Source organism: Mycobacterium sp. RTGN4, from assembly GCF_033804635.1.
GTDB lineage: Bacteria > Actinomycetota > Actinomycetes > Mycobacteriales > Mycobacteriaceae > Mycobacterium.
This window is the reverse complement of record NZ_JAPZLB010000001.1, coordinates 260,281-274,914: the sequence shown is the minus strand read 5'-3', so window position 1 is coordinate 274,914 and position 14,634 is coordinate 260,281. Positions and strand designations below refer to the sequence as shown.

Sequence of the window (14,634 nt, the reverse complement as noted above, 5' to 3'; positions counted from 1 at the left end):
GGCGATTGCGATGAGTCGAGTTGTCGTGCTGTCCGGTCCCTCTGCGGTCGGTAAGTCGACGGTCGTGCGCTGTTTGCGCGACCGCCTTCCCGACCTGCACTTCAGCGTCTCGGCCACCACCAGGGCGCCCCGACCGGGCGAGGTGGACGGCGTGGACTACACGTTCGTCAGCCCCGAGCGCTTTCAGCTGTTGATCGATGACGGCGCACTGCTGGAGTGGGCCGAGATCCACGGCGGACTCCACCGGTCCGGTACCCCGGCCGAGCCCGTTCGCCAGGCCGCCCGGGATGGCCGTCCGGTGCTCATCGAGGTCGATCTGGCAGGCGCGGCCGCTGTGAAGCAGTCGATGCCGGAGGCCACCACGGTCTTCCTCGCCCCACCAAGCTGGGACGCATTGGAACGTCGACTCGCCGGTCGGGGGACCGAGAGTCCCGAGGTGATGGCCCGCAGGTTGACCACCGCGAAGGCCGAACTTGCCGCTCAGGACACCTTCGACAGAGTGGTCGTCAACAGTGAGTTGGAATTTGCCTGCTCAGAGTTGGTATCCTTGCTGACGGGCCATTGATCGTCGCCGTGCCGGCAGTGGTACGGCCCGACCCGCTAGCTAGCCCCCAGCGCAAAGCCAGGAGAATTCTTCGTGACCAAACCTGTCGAGAGCATCGACTCCGACGCCGCCAACGCGTACGACACCCCGCTGGGCATCACCAACCCGCCCATCGACGAGCTGCTTGACCGCGCGTCGAGCAAGTATGCGCTGGTCATCTACGCCGCCAAGCGTGCGCGCCAGATCAACGACTACTACAACCAGCTCGGTGACGGCATCCTCGAGTACGTCGGCCCGCTCGTCGAGCCGGGCCTGCAGGAGAAGCCGCTGTCGATCGCCATGCGCGAGATCCACGCCGACCTGCTTGAGCACGTCGAGGGCGAGGGCTAAGCCCTCCCGGCGGGATCCGATGAGCCTCTCGGGCGAAGAGCACACGTGACGGAGCGCAGACGGATCGTCGTCGGTGTCGCCGGGGGCATCGCCGCCTACAAGGCGTGCACAGTGGTCCGTCAGCTGGCCGAAGCAGGCCACTCCGTACGCGTCGTACCTACCGAGTCGGCCTTGCGTTTCGTCGGGGCGGCTACATTCGAGGCCCTTTCCGGCCAGCCCGTGCACACCGGTGTCTTCGCGAACGTCGACGAAGTTCCGCACGTTCGCATCGGGCAGGAGGCCGACCTCGTCGTCGTCGCGCCTGCGACCGCCGACCTGTTGGCGCGCGCCGTGGCCGGACGGGCCGACGACCTGCTGACCGCGACGCTGCTCACCGCCAGATGCCCGGTGTTGTTCGCGCCTGCCATGCACACCGAAATGTGGTTTCACCCGGCCACCGTGGCGAACGTCGAAACGCTGCGTGGTCGGGGCGCAGTAGTGCTCGAGCCCGCATCCGGACGGCTCACCGGTTCCGACAGCGGCGCCGGCCGCCTGCCGGAGGCCGAGGAGATCACCACCTTCGCTCAATTGCTGTTGGATCGTCCCGACGCGCTGACGCACGACCTGGCCGGGGTCAAGGTGCTCGTCACGGCCGGCGGCACACGCGAGCCCATCGATCCGGTGCGGTTCATCGGCAACCGCAGTTCGGGCAAGCAGGGCTATGCGATGGCCCGCGTGGCCGCTCAGCGGGGCGCCGAGGTCACGTTGATCGCAGGCAATACCGCCGGTCTCATCGACCCAGCCGGCGTCGACGTCGTACACATCGGCTCGGCCAGCCAGCTTCGCGACGCGGTGTCCAAGCACGCTCCGGACGCGCACGTGCTGGTGATGGCGGCTGCCGTCGCCGACTTCCGTCCGACCCACGTGGCCACCAGCAAGATCAAGAAGTCCCATGATCCTGGGCACACCGCGGACGCGCCAGCCATCGAGCTGACGCGTACCGATGACGTGCTCGCCGGCGCGGTCCGGGCACGCACCGACGGCCAACTGCCCAACATGAGAGCCATCGTTGGCTTTGCGGCCGAGACCGGTGACGCAAACGGCGACGTGCTGTTCCACGCACGGGCGAAACTCCAACGCAAGGGCTGCGACCTGCTGATCGTCAACGCCGTCGGCGAGGGCCGCGCGTTCGAGGTGGACAACAACGACGGATGGCTCCTCACGGCCGACGGCAACGAGGTCGCATTGGAGCACGGTTCGAAGACGTTGATGGCCAGCCGTATCGTGGACGCGATCGTGGCCGTTCTGCACACCAGCAGTGGGTGATGAGCGCTCGCGCGAAGTACATGCAGGAGTGACGCGAAGCACCCGACAAGGTGCGCGTAACGGTTGCGCGCGGTGAGTGCGCACGCTTGGCTGCATCGAGATACAGATATGATTCGCTTAACTAAGTATCGGAAAGGGATGAACCGTGAGCAAAGGTCGGCTGTTTACCAGTGAGTCGGTAACCGAAGGACACCCCGACAAGATCTGTGACGCCATCAGCGACTCGGTGCTCGACGCGCTGCTTGCGCAGGATCCCAAGTCCCGCGTCGCGGTGGAGACGTTGGTGACCACCGGGCAGGTGCACGTGGTCGGTGAGGTGACGACGACGGCCAAGGAGGCCTTCGCCGACATCCCGAAGACCGTTCGCGAGCGCATCCTCGAAATCGGCTACGACTCGTCGGAGAAGGGCTTCGACGGCGAGACCTGCGGCGTGAACATCGGCATCGGCGCTCAGTCGCCCGACATCGCCCAGGGCGTCGACACCGCGCACGAAGCCCGTGTCGAGGGCGCCGGTGACCCGCTGGATGCGCAGGGCGCCGGCGACCAGGGGCTGATGTTCGGCTACGCCATCAAGGACACCCCGGAACTGATGCCGCTTCCGATCGCCATTGCGCACAGGCTGGCGCGTCGGCTGACGGAGGTCCGCAAGAGCGGCGTGCTGGACTATCTCCGTCCGGACGGCAAGACGCAGGTCACCGTCCAGTACGACGGCACCACGCCTGTCCGACTCGACACGGTGGTGCTCTCGACGCAGCACGCAGAGGGCATCGACCTGGACGGCACGCTCACGCCGGACATCCGCGAGAAGGTCGTCAACACCGTGCTGGGTGACCTCGCACACGACACGATGGACACATCCGACTTCCGGCTGCTGGTCAACCCCACCGGGAAGTTCGTGCTGGGCGGTCCGATGGGCGACGCGGGACTGACGGGCCGCAAGATCATCGTCGACACCTACGGTGGATGGGCCCGCCACGGCGGCGGCGCCTTCTCCGGCAAGGATCCGTCCAAGGTGGACCGTTCGGCCGCGTACGCGATGCGCTGGGTCGCGAAGAACGTCGTCGCAGCTGGCTTGGCGGAGCGCATCGAGGTCCAGGTGGCCTACGCGATCGGCAAGGCCGCCCCCGTCGGACTCTTCGTCGAGACGTTCGGCAGCGAAACCGTCGACCCGGCCCGCATCGAGAAGGCCATCACGTCGGTCTTCGACCTGCGGCCCGGCGCGATCGTCCGCGATCTCAACCTGCTCCGTCCGATCTACGCGCCGACGGCCGCGTACGGCCACTTCGGCCGCACTGACGTCGACCTGCCGTGGGAGCGGACCGACAAGGCCGAAGAGCTCAAGGCTTCGGTCTAGTTCCTGCCGCGAGTTCCTCCTGCTCGCGCCGATGGGGTGGTTACAGCAGGATGGGGCGAATGGAGCATGTGACGTTCGTGCCAACGGTCGACGAGATGACCTTCACCTTCGGTGGAGCGGCCCCCGTGCGACGCATCAGGCCGGGCACCGTGCTCACGCTGTGGACGGAGGACGCGTACGGCGGCCGCATCACCTCGACGGACGACGTCGCCAGCACCGTCCTCGACACCGAGGACCTCAATCCCCAGACCGGCCCGTTCTGGATCGAGGGTGCCGAACCGGGTGACACGCTGGCCGTTCACCTCGTCGATCTGACCCCGGCGCGGACCTGGGGCGCGTCGACGCTCATCCCGTTCTTCGGCGGGCTCACCAGCATTCCGGTGAGTCCCACACTGCAGCCGGCGCTGCCCGAGCGCACCTGGATCTACGAATACGACTCGGCCACCGACACACTGGGCTTCTCGGCGCGGGCCAGTGACTTCGAGGTCGCGCTGCCCGCCAACCCCATGCTCGGCACCGTCGGGGTGGCCCCGGCCCGCCGCGAGGTCCGTACCTCGTTGGTGCCGGACTACTTCGGCGGGAACATGGACACGCCCGAAATGGCTGCTGGCGCAACGTGTTATCTGCGGGTCAATGTGGAAGGTGCGCTATTTTCGCTCGGCGATGGCCACTACCGGCAGGGTGAAGGCGAGTCCTGCGGCACGGCGGTGGAGGGCGCGATGAACGTGACCGCGATCATCGACTTGATCAAGGCCCCGGGGCCGGCGTGGCCGAGAATCGAAAGCGATACCCACCTGATGTGCATCGGTTCTGGGCGACCGCTCGAAGAAGCGTGGCGGGCGGGTCAGGTCGAGATGATCACCTGGCTCGGCGAGCTCCACGGCCTCGACCGGCTCGATGCCTACCAACTGCTGAGCCAGATATCGCAGGTCCCCATCGCGAACGTCGTTGACGCCAACTACAGCGCCGTGACCAAGATCGACAAGCGATTGTTGCCGAGTTCGCCTGCCTACGGCGGAGTGCATGCCGAAATGCGCAGCGTGGCAAGATCACTCGGCGCTATCTCATACTGACTCGCTAGCTACTGAACTCGTAATCCGCGAGCGGAAAGCGACGACTGCGCCAGATGGCCTCGGGCGTGCTCGTCGGCCGCAGGGGCACGTCGCCGTTCTTGTCGAAGTAGTAGCTGTTCGCGAGACTGCACGAGTCCTGCCAGAAGATCTGGCGGTGCCGCTTGCGCATCATCTCGGCGAAGAAGCGGTCGTTGGCCTCTTGCGACACCTCGACGCGGGTGGCTGCGTCACGTGACGCGCGTTCCAGGCATCGCACGATGTGGTGTGTCTGCGTTTCGATGAGTGCGAAGTACGACGAGCCGACGTAACCGTAGGGACCCATCACCGTGAAGAAGTTGGGGAAGCCGGGCACGCTGACACCCTCGTAGGCCTGAAGACGTTGTTCCGACCAGAATTCGGCCAGCGATCGCCCGCCCGCCCCTGTGACGGGGAACGTGGGGATGCTGTCGACGTCCATCACCTTGAATCCGGTGGCAAGGATCAGCACGTCGACGTCACGGGTCGTCCCGTCAGTGGTGGCGACGCCCGTGCCGGTGACCTTGTCGATGGGTTCGGTGACCAGTTCGACGTTGTCGCGGTTGTAGGTCGACAGGTACGTGTTGTGAAAGCCGGGGCGTTTGCATCCGACCGCATAGCGGGGCGTCAGCTTGTCGCGTACCTCGGGGTCGTGGACCTCACGCTTGAGGTACGCGCGGCCCATCTTTTCGGCGCGCCTGGCCAGCGGGAACACGGTGTAGTACTGGGCGGAGATGGTGAACGTCAGCTCCACGTAGGCCTGGCTGAGCGCCCGCTGCAGCACCTTGCCGCCCGGTATCCGCATCGCCCACCGGGCAGGCGCGGGCAACGGCACGTCCAGTTTCGGCATGCACCAGATCGGCGTCCGTTGAAACACCGTGAGCTTCTCGACGACCGGGGCGATCTCCGGAATCACCTGAACCGCAGAGGCGCCCGTGCCGATGATCGCGACGCGCTTGCCTGTCAGGTCCTGCTGGTGGTCCCAGCGCGCGGTGTGCATGGTGATGCCCGCGAAGCTGTCGACGCCGTCGATGTCGGGCAGATTCGGCACCGTCAACACGCCGCTGGCGTTGATCAGAAATCGTGCCGTCAATGCCTCGCCCGAGTCGAGTTCGACTCGCCACCAACCGGATTCGTCGTCGAATACCGCTGCGGTGACTTTGGTGCCGAACCTGATCTTGCGGCGCAGGCCGTACTTGTCAACGCAACGCTCGGCGTAGGCCTTAAGTTCGTTGCCCTTCGCGTACGTGCGCGACCAGTCGGCGCTCTGCTCGAACGAGAACTGGTAGGAGAACGAGGGGATGTCGACTGCGATGCCGGGGTAGGTGTTCCAGTACCAGGTACCACCAGGTTCCGCGCCCGCCTCGACGATCAGGTAGTCGCCGAGGCCCACCTTGTCGAGTTGTATCGCGGCGCCGATGCCGGAGAATCCGGCACCGACGATGAGCGTGTGGAAGTCGGGATCCGTTGCGGTCACGTCATACCTCCGTCGTCGACTTCGCCTCAAGATACGCCGCGGACGCGATATGCGGTACCGCGGGTATCGGGTCAGTGCCCGAGGTGAATCTCGACGCCATGCTGGAGTTGGCCGAACGAATAGCTGAACTCGCCGCGGTGTCCAATCGACAGCACGTAGCGGTCCTGGCCCTCGGTGACGGGAAAGCTGAAGGAGAACGTGCACGTGACTTCGCTGCCCTTGCCGGTGCCCAGCGCCGTCATCGTGAGGATCTCGCCCTTGCCGTTTCTGACGACGACCTGTGTCTGCTCGCCGACGTCGGAGTAGCCGTCGGCCCCAGCGCAGGACTTTCCGTCCGAGGTGATCGGTCGGGTGTACTCGCTCGACGACGTGTTGGTGAGCACGAACGTCCCCCCGACGGTGGCAGTTTCGAGGATGTGAAACCCGCCGTTGAATTGCGGGCAGAACGAGTCCACCGCCAGCTTGTCCGCCGGAAGCCCCTGCTGCGGTCCGCCCTCCTCGAGTTGCCTGCAGACTTGCCTGCCGTGCGCCAATGCGTTGGCGTTGGAGTTGAATTGATTGGCGAAGCCCGAGTCGTTGAGCGCCGAGAGGTACCGATCTTCGGGTGACTCCTGCTTGGCGCCGGGATGCAGCAGCCCCCAGACGACGGCCGCGAGCGCGACGAGGACGGCGACCGCACCGCCGGTGCCCAGCCGGGCCGAGCGCGGGCTCGTTCGTGCGGACCAGGGAAGTTCGGTGTACTCCGGCAGTAGCCGTCCGCCGTCCGGATCGGACGACTGTGCCTTGCCGTCACGGACACGGTTGGTCGGGCGGTCCACGGAGTAGTAGCGACCTTCGTGCCGCGCGGTCGGATCCGGTCGCCATCCCGTCGGTGCGCTGGTCGCCTGGACTGTGCCGCACTTCGCACACGTGCCCGCGTCGCCCAACTCGGAGCCGCAGTACGAGCAGGACATCAGCGCCGAGGCCTGGCCGCACGTGGAGTTCGACCGTGTCTCATCGTCGGGCGGCCTTCCTCGCGCGGTTCCCTCGTGAACTCCTGCGTCGTCTCAGCGCGTCGGCCAGCGCCCGTCGGCCTTGGCGCCTTCGATCTGGCGCAGGCCCGGGGCTCGCATCCGGCCTTCGTCGAGAAGACGTTGCACCCGTTCGACATTGGACTTCGACCATGCGCTCCTGGCTTTGCGCGGACTGAACCGCTGGATGCGTGACACCTCATCGTGACCGCGGGCCAGGCTGTCGATCCAGCCGAAGCACAGTGCGATCTCGACGGCATCACCGTACGACACCGGAACATCGCCCGCAGCCTTGTTGAACAGCCGAACCCACACCTCGGTCGCGGTGTCGTAGTTGCGCTCCAGCCACTCCTCCCACTGCTGGGGCGAGCGCACGTCGAGCACGTCCCGCTCGGTCATCGCCCGGCGTGTAGCGCCGCCTTCAGTGCAGCAAGCCCACGGTCGGTGGCCTCGGCCGCGGCAGGGGACGCCATCGCCAGACTCACGTAGCCGTGCACCATCGTCGGCTCATTGCTCAACTGGACGGGAACACCTGCAGCGGAGAGCAGCTCGGCATACTTGCCGCCGTCGTCGCGCAGCGGGTCGTGCTCGGCGGTGCCGATGAAGGCGGGCGCCAAACCCGTCAGCGTGGCGGCGTTCGCGGGGGCGAGATCGGTCGGAAGCGCCTTGGGATCGGACATGTCCTGACCAGGCAGGTACCAGGTCAAGAATGCCGAGGTCACGTCGGAGTTCAACAGGGGCGCATCCGCATTCTCCGTGAACGATGGAAGCGAGAGGTCACCGACGGCGACGGGGTACCAGAGCAGCTGGAACGTCAGGGGAGGGCCACCGGCGTCCCGCGCGCGCAACGCCATCACGGCCGACAAGTTGCCGCCCGCGGAGTCTCCGGCAACGGCGATGCGGGTTGGATCGCCGCCGAGCTCGGCAGCGTGCTCGCCGACCCACTTCAACGCTGCCCAGGCATCCTCGACGCCTGCGGGGAACGGATGTTCCGGCGCCAGTCGGTAGTCGACCGACACGATGATCGCCTCGGCACCGATCGCGTGCGCGCGGGCTACGTGATCGTGGGTGTCCAGATCGCCGATGGCCCAACCGCCCCCGTGGTAGAAGACGACGACCGGCAGCACGTCGTCGGTGTCGACCGGCGGCCAGTAGATGCGCACCGGGATGTCGGTGAGGTCGCCGTAGCCGATGGTGCGCTGTTCGATTCGCATGTCCGGCAACAGCTCCGCGGGCGGCTTCATCACGCGCAACTTCTCACGGGCCACTTCGACGCCGTCGTCGATGGTGAACTCGAGGGGGACTGCATCCAGCAACATCTTCAGGTTGGGGTCGATGTCGGGTCGCGTCGTCGAAGTGTCTGCCATATGCCTCACGTTAGCGCGGCGCGCAACGCACTCAGCCCGCGGTCGACGGCATCGGTGGCCGCAGGCACCACGCCCGCGTATCCGAGGTAACCGTGCACCAGGGTCTCGGCATTGTGCACCTCGGTGGACACTCCCGCCGCGGCCAGTAACTCGCCGTACCGCATGCCGTCATCGCGCAGCGGGTCATGGCCTGCGACCGCGATGTAAGCCGGCGGCAGCCCCGTCAAGTCGGCGGCCCTGGCCGGAACCAAGGTGGACGGGGCATTCCGCATGTCCACGTCACGGGCGTACCAACGGGAGAACTCGGCGACCGCGTCCACGGCGAGTATCGGAGCGTTCGCGTTCTCGGTGAACGACGGCAGCGAGGTATCCCACGTCGTTGCCGGGTACCACAGCAGCTGAAGGGCAAGCGCCGGTCCGCCCGCGTCGCGCGCGAGCTGTGCAACGACGGCCGCGAGGTTGCCGCCCGCCGAGTCGCCTGCGACGGCAAGCCTTCCCACGTCGACGCCGAGTTCCTCGCCATGGGCGGCCACCCATTGTGTTGCGGCCCATACGTCGTCGACCGCCGCCGGATACGGATGTTCGGGGGCCAACCTGTAGTCGACCGACACCACTACGGCACCGGCTCCCACCGCATGGCGGCGCGCATCGCCGTCGTAGCTGTCCAGGTCGCCGACCACCCAGCCGCCCCCGTGGAAGAACATCACCACCGGCGGCGGTGCGGCGGCGTCCGGTGGCCAGTACAACCGAATCGGTATCGGACCCGATGGCCCGTCGATGGTTCGGTCCTCGACGCGCAGCTCCTGGTGGACCGGCCTGCGCGGCAGGTCGCGAAACCGTTGCCGAGCCGCTTCGGGTCCGCCGTCGGTTGTCAACTGGAAGGGGACCGCTTCCAGTACCTTCTGCAGGATGGCATCCACTGCGGGCTTGTCGACGGAGGCGGGCATGGCCACACCGTACGCACCGAGGCGACTGCGCACGTTGTGGGTGGCGGCTGCGGTCGTGGGGGCCGGCTACGGGGTCTTCCTCGCCGTCACGGCCCTGCGGCTGCCTGCCGGCGCGGAGCTTACCGGCCAGTTCGCGCTGCAACCCGCAGTGAAGGCATTGGCCGCAATCTTGCTGGCGATCGCGGCGCTCAGCCATCCCATCGCGCGGGAGCGACGCTGGCTGTTGGGTGCGCTGAGTTTCTCAGCGGCAGGCGACTTCCTGCTCGCCCTGCCGTGGTGGACGCCGTCCTTCGTGCTCGGCCTCGGGGCGTTTCTGATCGCGCACCTGTGCTTCCTGGCCGCGCTGATCCCGCTCGTCACGCGCACGGCGCCCCGGATGGCGGCCGCCGCCGTGCTGGTGTGCGTGTGCGTCGGGCTGCTGGTGTGGTTCTGGCCCCGCCTCGCCGCCGAGCAGATGACGGTGCCGGTGACGCTGTACATCGCCGTGCTGGGTGCGATGGCCTGCGCGGCGCTGCTGGCGCGGCTGCCCACGATGTGGACGGCGCTGGGCGCGGTGTGCTTCGCCGTGTCCGACGGGATGATCGGCATCGGCAAGTTCGTGCTGGGATCCGAGGCGCTGGCGGTACCGATCTGGTGGGCCTATGCGACGTCGCTGCTGTTGATCACGGCCGGGTTCTTCTTCGGGCGGGGCCGAGTGACGTCGGACGGCTCTGCTACACCGGCTGCGTGACCACCACGCGGCAGGCCGCGGAGTTCGAGCCCATTGCTCGGGTACTCCCGATGCTGTCGGTGCCACACCTGGATCGGGAGTTCGACTACCTGGTCACTGCCGAGCAGTCCGATGACGCCCAACCCGGGGTGCGGGTCAGGGTCCGCTTCCACGGTCGGTTGGTCGACGCATTCGTGCTCGAAAGACGTTGGGACACTGACCATGATGGCAAACTCGGCTGGCTCGACCGGGTGGTCTCCGCCGAACGCGTGCTGACGCCGGACGTGCGCAGGCTCGCCGACGCGGTGGCCGCGCGCTATGCAGGCACGCGAGCCGACGTGCTGCGCCTCGCCATCCCGCCGCGGCACGCCAAGGTCGAACGTGAAGCCGTGCTCGAGCTTCCGCCGCCGATCGCCACCGATATCGACGAGGCGCCGTGGGATGCGTACGGCCGAGGTCGGCAGTTCCTAGGCGCGTTGCGGGAAGGCCGGGCCGCAAGGGCCGTTTGGCAAGCGTTGCCGGGAGAGTCGTGGACGGATCGGCTCGCCGAGGCCGCGGCCACCGTCGTGTGCTCGGGCCGCGCGGCGTTGGCCATCGTCCCGGATCAGCGCGACGTCGACGCGCTGTCCGCCTCCGCCGTTCGGTACGTCGACGAGTCCCGGGTGGTAGCGCTGTCGGCGGGGCTTGGTCCGGCCCAGCGGTACCGGCGCTGGCTGTCCGCGCTCCGTGGGAACGCCCGATTCGTTATCGGCACCCGCAGTGCCGTCTTTGCGCCGGTCGACGCCCTTGGGCTTGTCATCGTCTGGGACGACGGCGACGACAACCTGGCCGAACCAAGGGCGCCGTATCCGCACGCCCGCGAGGTGGCGATGCTGCGCGCGCACCAATTGCGTTGTGCGGCCCTCATCGGCGGCCACGCGCGAACCGCCGAGGCACAGGCGTTGGTGCGCAGCGGCTGGGCCCATGATCTGGTCGCGACGCGTTCGGTGGTGCGGGCCAGGGCACCACGCGTGACTGCGCTCGAGGACAGTGCATTCGCCCAAGAACGCGATGCGGCCGCGTACACCGCGCGCCTCCCGTCGATGGCCTTGGCGGCCGCCCGGGCCGCGTTGGTGGCGCAGCGGCCCGTGCTGGTTCAGGTTCCGCGTAGGGGATACGTGCCTGCGCTTGCCTGTGGGAAGTGCAGAACGGTGGCCCGCTGCAGGCACTGCACGGGACCGATGTCGCTCCCGGACCGAGATACCGCAGGCGCCGTGTGCCGCTGGTGTGGTCGCGCCGAAACCGCGCTGCGTTGTGTCCGGTGCGGCTCGGACGCGGTGCGGGCCGTCGTCGTCGGAGCCAGGCGCACCGCCGAGGAGCTCGGAAGGGCGTTTCCCGGCACCAACATCCTCACCTCCGGGGGCGACGCGGTGGTCACCGAGGTGCCCGCGGGGCCTGCGGTCGTGGTCGCGACGCCGGGCGCCGAACCACGGGTGGCCGGCGGGTACGGGGCCGCGCTCTTGCTCGACGGCTGGGCCCTGCTGGGTCGCCAGGATCTGCGGGCCTCTGAGGATGCGCTGCGCCGGTGGATGGCCGCTGCCACGTTGGTGCGCGACGGGGCCGACGGTGGTGTGGTCGCGGTCGTGGCCGAGTCGGCGATCCCGACCGTGCAGGCCCTGATCCGCTGGGATCCCGTCGCGCACGCCGAATCCGAGCTCGATTCCCGGGCTGAGGTCGGGCTGCCGCCCGCGGTCCACCTGGCCGCCGTCGACGGCGCTCCCGGCGCGGTCGCGGCGCTGCTCGAGGCCGCACAACTCCCAGATGACGCGAACGTCCTCGGACCGGTGGAATTGCCCGCAGGCGCCCGGCGCCCTTCGGCAAACTCGGGTGACGGCGTGGTGAGCCGGATGTTGGTCAGGGTGCCGCGGCGCGATGGACTCGCGCTCGCGGCGGCGTTGCGCAGGGCCACCGGCGTGCTCAGCGCGCGCCGGGATCAGCAGCCCGTCCGTGTTCAGATAGATCCCTTGCACATAGGGTAGGTCGGACAGCAACAGGCGGGTCAAAGGGGTAGGTCCGACAGCAACAGGCGAGATCGACGGGGAAGGCTAGCGTGCGCAGGATTATTGGTTGGTTAATCCTGTTGGGTCTCTTTGCCTTTGGCCTCTTCTGGCCACTTCTCTTCAGCGCGACGTCCACGTCCTCACCGGCGAGTGATCCCGTGGTGATCAGCGATTACCAAGGCGACTTCACCGTCGCCGCCGACGGCACACTCAGCGCGCTCGAGACCATCACCGGCGAATTCCCCTCCGGGCGGCACGGCATCTTCCGGTATTGGGATGTGGCGAACAAGAACAGCTCGAGCGTGCGACAGCCGCCCGAGCTCACCTCGATCCTCTTGGACGGAGAGCCGGCCCCGTATCAGCTGCTGTGGGAAGACGGTGACCGGTTCCGCGTCGCCAAGATCGGCGACCCCGACAGCACCTTGTCGTACGGCACTCACGTCTACGAGCTCCGCTACACCATTCCGGGTGTGCTCGATCCCGGCAGCACCGGCGAGCACCTCGGGTTCGCGCACAGCGTCGGAGACCCCAACTCGACGTCGGCGTTCTTCTGGGACGTCATCGCATCGTCGTGGAACAACACCATCCAGCACGCACACATCAAGGCGACGTTGCCTGCCGACGTCACCGGCGCACAGTGTTCCGTCGGACGCGGGGTCGGGAGCACCTGCACGGACTTGACGGTGTCGGGCCGCACCGTGGAGTTCACGGCCGCAGGCCTGCCGCCCCGCACACCGGTGACGTTGCGGGCCGGCGTCGACGTGCCGACCCCACCGCGCGCGAGCGTGCCTTGGCCCTTCGAGTGGGACCGCATCCTCGGCCGGTCGGTGACCGGTGTGGCGATCGTCCTGGGGCTTTCGGCAATCGCCGGCGTCGGCGCGTATTTCTTGTATCGCACCACGGTTGAGTCGCCGCCAGGCTTCCCCGTGCAGTACGCCCCACCGCCGGGACTGGGTCCGGTGCAGACCGAGTACATCCGGACCGAGGCGGTCCCGAAGGATGGGCTGACGGCCACCTTGTTCTACCTCGGCGAGCGCAAGCTGGTCGAGCTCAAACAGGTCAGCGACGACCAGTGGAACGTCACGGGGGTGGCACGCAAGGCCGCCTGGGCCGACGTCGACCCGGTCAGCGTCGCCGTTGCATCGGCGCTGAAGGTGATCGGGCCCGGCGCGGAGTTCGCGGCCAAGAAGTCGGTCAAGGCGGGCGAAAAGCTCAACAAGGCCAAGGTCGACATGCGGGCGGCGGTCTCGAAGTGGGCACTGGACAGCGGCGTGATGGTCAAGCGCAAGAAGGAGCTCTGGGTGCGGTTCGCCAGCGCCGTTGCCGTGGTCCTGGCCGTCTGCGGGTTCTTCCGCTGGGGCTTCCCCTACACGATGTGGGGGCTGCCGTTCGCGGCGTTCTTCGTCTGCTCGAGGCGAGCCTGGTCCGCCGGGGTGGGCACTCGGCGCACCGAAGCCGGTCGCCAATTGTGGTCGCAGGCCGGAGGTTTCCATCGTCTGCTGGCCACTGATTCGGCGGAGACGCGGTTCGACTTCTCGGCACGCAAGGACCTCTACACGGCCTACATCCCGTTCGCCGTGGCGGCGGGTAGTGCGGCGTTGTGGGCCAAGAAGTATCAGGAGACGACGGGAACGGTTGCACCGCAACCTGGTTGGTACTATTCGTCGTCATCGAGTTCGGGCTGGGGTTTTTCGGGCGGTTCCAGCGGCCCCAACTTCGACAGCTTCGAATCGGCGCTCTCGTCGTCGATCGGTGCATACACCGCGTCGCAGTCGTCGTCCTCCTCCAGCAGCGGAGGAGGCGGCTTCAGCGGCGGTGGTGGCGGTGGCGGCGGCGGAGGAGGAGGTGGGGGCTCGTGGTGAGACTCATACTGATCGTCATACTGGTGATCGCGGTGCTGGTGCTCATAGGTTTCGTGGTGGGCTACAACAAGATCCGCACCGCGGACGTGCGCGTTGCCGAGGCGTTGTCCGGCATTGACGTCGAGTTGACTCGAAGGGCGTCGCTGATTCCGAGCCTTGTCCAGACCGTTGGGACCTTCGCCGCACACGAGCGCGGCATCCTCGACCACGTCACGAACGCGCGCGCCGCACTGACCTCGGCCACTGGCGGCAAGTCGGTGGCCCAGCGCAGTGCCGCCGAGCAGGACCTGGATACAGCCGTCGGGCAGGTGCTGGCCCTTGGTCAGAGCTACCCACAGTTGAACTCGTCCAACAACTTCCTGAACCTGCAGGACAATCTCGCCGACACGGAGAACAAGCTCGCGTTCGCCCGTCAGTACTACAACGATGCCGTCGCGACCCTCAACCGGCTGATCGCCACCATTCCCTGGATGTTCGTCGCGCCGCTCGCCGGGGTGTCCGAGCGCGAGTATTACCAGATCCCAGCCGGGCAGCCCCGGTAG

At 67.4% G+C, this 14,634-nt stretch carries 14 protein-coding genes; 9 read left to right on the top strand and 5 right to left on the bottom strand.

The genetic code is table 11. The features are described from left to right. Positions 1-10 precede the first annotated feature (10 nt). From gmk to SLQ30_RS01260, 5 genes are all read left to right on the top strand, one after another. Positions 11-565, top strand: coding sequence for a guanylate kinase (gene gmk, locus SLQ30_RS01280; protein ID WP_319445031.1), 555 nt, complete (start codon positions 11-13; stop codon positions 563-565). Positions 566-637: 72 nt separating this feature from the next. Beyond that, positions 638-934: a DNA-directed RNA polymerase subunit omega gene (gene rpoZ, locus SLQ30_RS01275; protein ID WP_319445030.1), complete on the top strand. Its 297-nt coding sequence runs from the start codon at positions 638-640 to the stop codon at positions 932-934. A 45-nt stretch (positions 935-979) separates the two neighbouring features. Continuing rightward, complete coding sequence (coaBC, locus tag SLQ30_RS01270; protein ID WP_319445029.1) at positions 980-2,239, top strand: bifunctional phosphopantothenoylcysteine decarboxylase/phosphopantothenate--cysteine ligase CoaBC; 1,260 nt, start codon at positions 980-982, stop codon at positions 2,237-2,239. Between the two features lie 145 nt (positions 2,240-2,384). Beyond that, complete coding sequence (gene metK, locus SLQ30_RS01265; protein WP_319445028.1) at positions 2,385-3,593, top strand: methionine adenosyltransferase; 1,209 nt, start codon at positions 2,385-2,387, stop codon at positions 3,591-3,593. A gap of 59 nt (positions 3,594-3,652) precedes the next feature. Continuing rightward, a complete protein-coding gene (locus tag SLQ30_RS01260) occupies positions 3,653-4,666 on the top strand; it encodes an acetamidase/formamidase family protein (protein ID WP_319445027.1) in 1,014 nt (337 codons plus the stop codon). 4 nt (positions 4,667-4,670) lie between these two features. On the opposite strand, the gene SLQ30_RS01255 is transcribed toward SLQ30_RS01260, so the two are convergent. The 5 genes from SLQ30_RS01255 to SLQ30_RS01235 form a co-directional block, all read right to left on the bottom strand. Then, a complete protein-coding gene (locus SLQ30_RS01255) occupies positions 4,671-6,158 on the bottom strand; it encodes an NAD(P)/FAD-dependent oxidoreductase (RefSeq protein WP_319445026.1) in 1,488 nt (495 codons plus the stop codon). A gap of 71 nt (positions 6,159-6,229) precedes the next feature. Beyond that, on the bottom strand, positions 6,230-6,976 hold the full coding sequence (locus tag SLQ30_RS01250) for a DUF732 domain-containing protein (protein ID WP_319445025.1): 747 nt from the start codon (positions 6,974-6,976) through the stop codon (positions 6,230-6,232). 228 nt (positions 6,977-7,204) lie between these two features. Next, positions 7,205-7,567 carry a hypothetical protein gene (locus tag SLQ30_RS01245; protein ID WP_319445024.1) on the bottom strand — a complete coding sequence of 121 codons (363 nt, stop codon included), beginning with the start codon at positions 7,565-7,567 and terminating at the stop codon, positions 7,205-7,207. Further along, positions 7,564-8,535, bottom strand: a complete 972-nt coding sequence (locus SLQ30_RS01240; RefSeq protein ID WP_319445023.1) for an alpha/beta hydrolase — start codon at positions 8,533-8,535, stop codon at positions 7,564-7,566. Before SLQ30_RS01240 ends, SLQ30_RS01245 begins: the two co-directional genes overlap by 4 nt. A 5-nt stretch (positions 8,536-8,540) precedes the next feature. Next, entirely contained in the window at positions 8,541-9,482 is a 942-nt protein-coding gene (locus SLQ30_RS01235; RefSeq protein WP_319445022.1) for an alpha/beta hydrolase, read from the bottom strand. On the opposite strand from SLQ30_RS01235, the gene SLQ30_RS01230 reads away from it, so the two are divergent. The 4 genes from SLQ30_RS01230 to SLQ30_RS01215 all read left to right on the top strand — a co-directional run bounded on the left by SLQ30_RS01230 (position 9,481) and on the right by SLQ30_RS01215 (position 14,634). Continuing rightward, entirely contained in the window at positions 9,481-10,212 is a 732-nt protein-coding gene (locus SLQ30_RS01230; protein ID WP_319445021.1) for a lysoplasmalogenase, read from the top strand. The genes SLQ30_RS01235 and SLQ30_RS01230 overlap by 2 nt on opposite strands. Continuing rightward, positions 10,209-12,209 (top strand): primosomal protein N', encoded by a 2,001-nt coding sequence (locus SLQ30_RS01225; protein WP_319445020.1) that lies wholly within the window; start codon positions 10,209-10,211, stop codon positions 12,207-12,209. Before SLQ30_RS01230 ends, SLQ30_RS01225 begins: the two co-directional genes overlap by 4 nt. A 71-nt stretch (positions 12,210-12,280) precedes the next feature. Continuing rightward, positions 12,281-14,092, top strand: a complete 1,812-nt coding sequence (locus tag SLQ30_RS01220; protein WP_319445019.1) for a DUF2207 domain-containing protein — start codon at positions 12,281-12,283, stop codon at positions 14,090-14,092. Further along, on the top strand, positions 14,086-14,634 hold the full coding sequence (locus tag SLQ30_RS01215) for a LemA family protein (RefSeq protein ID WP_319445018.1): 549 nt from the start codon (positions 14,086-14,088) through the stop codon (positions 14,632-14,634). Before SLQ30_RS01220 ends, SLQ30_RS01215 begins: the two co-directional genes overlap by 7 nt.

What these genes read in the sequence shown, in the direction of transcription:
- gmk (WP_319445031.1), top strand. Translation starts at nt 11, where the DNA reads ATGAGTCGAGTTGTCGTGCTGTCCGGTCCCTCTGCGGTCGGTAAGTCG.
- SLQ30_RS01260 (WP_319445027.1), top strand. Translation starts at nt 3,653, where the DNA reads ATGGAGCATGTGACGTTCGTGCCAACGGTCGACGAGATGACCTTCACC.
- SLQ30_RS01245 (WP_319445024.1), bottom strand. Translation starts at nt 7,567, where the DNA reads ATGACCGAGCGGGACGTGCTCGACGTGCGCTCGCCCCAGCAGTGGGAG.
- SLQ30_RS01240 (WP_319445023.1), bottom strand. Translation starts at nt 8,535, where the DNA reads ATGGCAGACACTTCGACGACGCGACCCGACATCGACCCCAACCTGAAG.
- SLQ30_RS01230 (WP_319445021.1), top strand. Translation starts at nt 9,481, where the DNA reads ATGGCCACACCGTACGCACCGAGGCGACTGCGCACGTTGTGGGTGGCG.
- SLQ30_RS01235 (WP_319445022.1), bottom strand. Translation starts at nt 9,482, where the DNA reads ATGCCCGCCTCCGTCGACAAGCCCGCAGTGGATGCCATCCTGCAGAAG.